At 70.7% G+C, this 2,676-nt stretch carries 1 protein-coding gene and 1 pseudogene; both read right to left on the bottom strand.

Translation table 11 applies throughout. From position 1 onward, the window contains the following. Positions 1 to 157: 157 nt before the first annotated feature. On the bottom strand, positions 158 to 1,684 hold the full coding sequence (locus A6Q79_RS00490) for a substrate-binding domain-containing protein (protein WP_317695292.1): 1,527 nt from the start codon (positions 1,682 to 1,684) through the stop codon (positions 158 to 160). A gap of 558 nt (positions 1,685 to 2,242) precedes the next feature. Continuing rightward, positions 2,243 to 2,676, bottom strand: a pseudogene (locus A6Q79_RS00485) (excinuclease ABC subunit A); the annotation flags it as partial.

Raw genomic sequence — 2,676 nt, 5'->3', positions numbered from 1 at the left:
CTCGTCGGGTACGGCGGGGATGACGGCCGTGGCGTCGGTACTGCTCGTGGGGCTGCTCATGAGGGTGCTCTCGTTCGTGACTGGTGCAGGAGTAGTGGTGCGGGTGGTCGCCCGGGAGCGACCACCCGCACCGGTGCTGCTGGGGTACTGCTGAGTGCTACTTCTTGACCTTGACGGTGACCTTCGTGGTCTGGTCGCCGAAGGCCACGGTGTACTTCGTGGTCCTCTTGACCTTCTTGGCGACCAGCGTGGCCTTGCCGTTCTTCAGCATCGAGGAGTCGATCTCCTTCTGGCCCTTGAGCAGCGTGACCTCGCCCTCGGCGCCGGCGATGGTGACCTTGACCTTGGCGTTCTTGCCCTTCTTGACGGTCTTGGCCTTGGCCTTGATGACCACCTCGTCGGACACGAGGACCGTGGCGTCGTCGCTGGAGGCGAGGAAGCCCTCGCCAGGGTTCAGCGTGGCGGTGTAGGTGTGCGAGCCGGCCTCGACCCCGGAGAGGGTGACCCTGGCCTGGCCGGCGACGATCGCGACGTCCTCGGCGACGACGTCCTCGCCCTCGGTGAAGGTGACGGTGCCCGACGGCACGCCGCTCGTCGAGCCGAGGGGGGCGGTCAGGGTGACCTTGCCGGCCGACGGGCTGGTGGCGGCCAGGTCGGTGGTGGTCTCGGCGACCTCGTTGGTCTTGAAGTTGCTGGTCGCGGCCTGGGTCGCGACACCGCAGGCGCCGCCGTTGGCCTCACGGGCCAGCTGCAGGAAGCCCGAGCCCTCGATGAGCGGGGCGGCGGCATCGGAGCAGAGGAAGCCGTCGGGGCCGAAGACCGCCTGGATGTCGGCACGGGACAGGTCGGTGCCTCGGACCACGTTGTAGAGCGCGCGGTTGGCGGCGAAGCCCTCGGTCAGCTTGATGGCGCTGCCGGCGGCCTTGGCGCGACCGGTGGAGAACGGCGCGACCGCGTTGGCGTCACCCTGGATCGGGGCGGGGTCGTGCTCCTGGACCTCGGTGACCGAGCCGGCCAGTGCCACGTCGACGCCGTTGTTGGCGGTCTTGAGCTGGGCGACGAAGAACGAGCGGGTGCCCGAGCCGGCCTGCGGGATCAGCGGCTTGATGACACCGGGGGTGCCGCCGAGCTCGCTCCAGTCGGTGACGGTGCCGTCGTAGATCTTGACCATGTCCGCGGCCGAGATGGTGGCCGGCGCGTGGGAGGGCACGGTGTTGGAGACGGCGAGCTTGAGGCCGTCCACGGCGAACGGGAAGGCCTGCAGGCCGGCGTTGACCTCGTTGGTGTTCAGCGCCGAGGAGGACCGGGCGAAGTCGATCTCGGCCACGTTGTTGTCGCCGTACAGACGGCTCTTGCCGGCACCCGAGCCGTTGGGGCGGTCGATCGTGGTGCCCTGGGGGAACGTCAGCTGCCCGCCGCCGCCGGCCTGGAAGGAGGCGAGGCGGAAGCCGGCGTCGCCGTCGTTGAACCCGGGGAAGCCGTCGAAGCCCTCGGCGACGTAGTGCATGGAGATCTCGGTGGTGTCCGAGCCGACACCGATCAGGTCGGCCGCGACCGGGGTGAAGGTCGGGTCGTAGGCCTCCTGGGCCGCGGAGGCGGAGGGGGCACCGAACGCGACGGTCGAGGCGGCCACGGCCGCGACGAGCCCGAGGACGGAGCCGCTGAGGGTCTTGCTTGCCTTCATGGTTTCGCTCTCTCTTGGTGGGGGTGGAGCTCGCGGCGCGGGTCCGGGTGACCCTCGACGCGGGTGGATCGTCAGACGCCGGAAGGCGCCCGGTCAGGTACTTGCGCTGACGTTGCGGATCGGTTCACGAGCCGGTCACATCACGTTCGGGAGAAGTCGGACGAGCACGTCGGTGGTGACCCAGGCGAGCGCGATGACCACGGGGCTGGCGAGCACCCAGACGAGCACCGCGGACCAGCGCTGGCGCGCCGAGATGATCAGCAGCGTCGCGAGGACCAGTGCCGCCAGGCAGGTCGCGAGGAGCGGCAGTACCGTGACCTCGGAGGCCATCAGCTGCTCGCTCTCCGGGATGGCCGCCGGTCGCCCCGCAGGGGCGGGGAACGCGTCGTCGGCCTCGGCGTCGACGTACACCGCCTCGCCGGGGGTGAGCCCGGCCAGCCGGCCCTGGCCCTCGGCGGTGGCCAGGACGAGCCGGGCCACGCCCGCCTCCCGCGGCTGCGGGAGGGGGTCGCCGGTGCGCCGCACGCCGAGCCCCCGGAAGGTGCGCGTGCCCTGGGCGACGACGACCTCGATGGTGTGCTTGAGCTTCTTGTCCAGCGTCGGCGGCTGGTCCAGCGAGTGGGTCTCGCCGTCGACGCGGACGCGGGAGAAGCCCTGGGTCTGGAGCTGGCTGAAGAGCTCGACGTACTCGCCCTTGCGGCCGCGGATGACCGGGGCGAGCACCTGGAACCGGCGCCCCTCCTCCAGGGTCAGCACGCGGTCGACGATCTGCTGCGGGGTCTGCCGCTCGATCTTGGCGCCGCAGGTGGGGCAGTGCGGCCGGCCCGCGCGGGCGTAGAGCAGGCGGAGGTAGTCGTAGACCTCGGTGATCGTGCCGACCGTCGAGCGCGGGTTGCGCGAGGTCGACTTCTGGTCGATGGAGACCGCCGGCGACAGACCCTCGATGAAGTCGACGTCGGGCTTGTCCATCTGACCGAGGAACTGCCGGGCAT

Origin of the sequence: Aeromicrobium sp. REDSEA-S32_B7, from assembly GCF_001626145.1 — a bacterium.
In the GTDB taxonomy this organism is placed as follows: Bacteria; Actinomycetota; Actinomycetes; order Propionibacteriales; family Nocardioidaceae; genus Aeromicrobium; species Aeromicrobium erythreum.
The sequence above is the reverse complement of the archived record's forward strand: the minus strand, read 5'-3'. Positions and strand labels throughout refer to the sequence as shown.

Coding starts and splice junctions, on each gene's coding strand:
- A6Q79_RS00490 (WP_317695292.1), bottom strand. CDS start 1,684: ATGAAGGCAAGCAAGACCCTCAGCGGCTCCGTCCTCGGGCTCGTCGCG.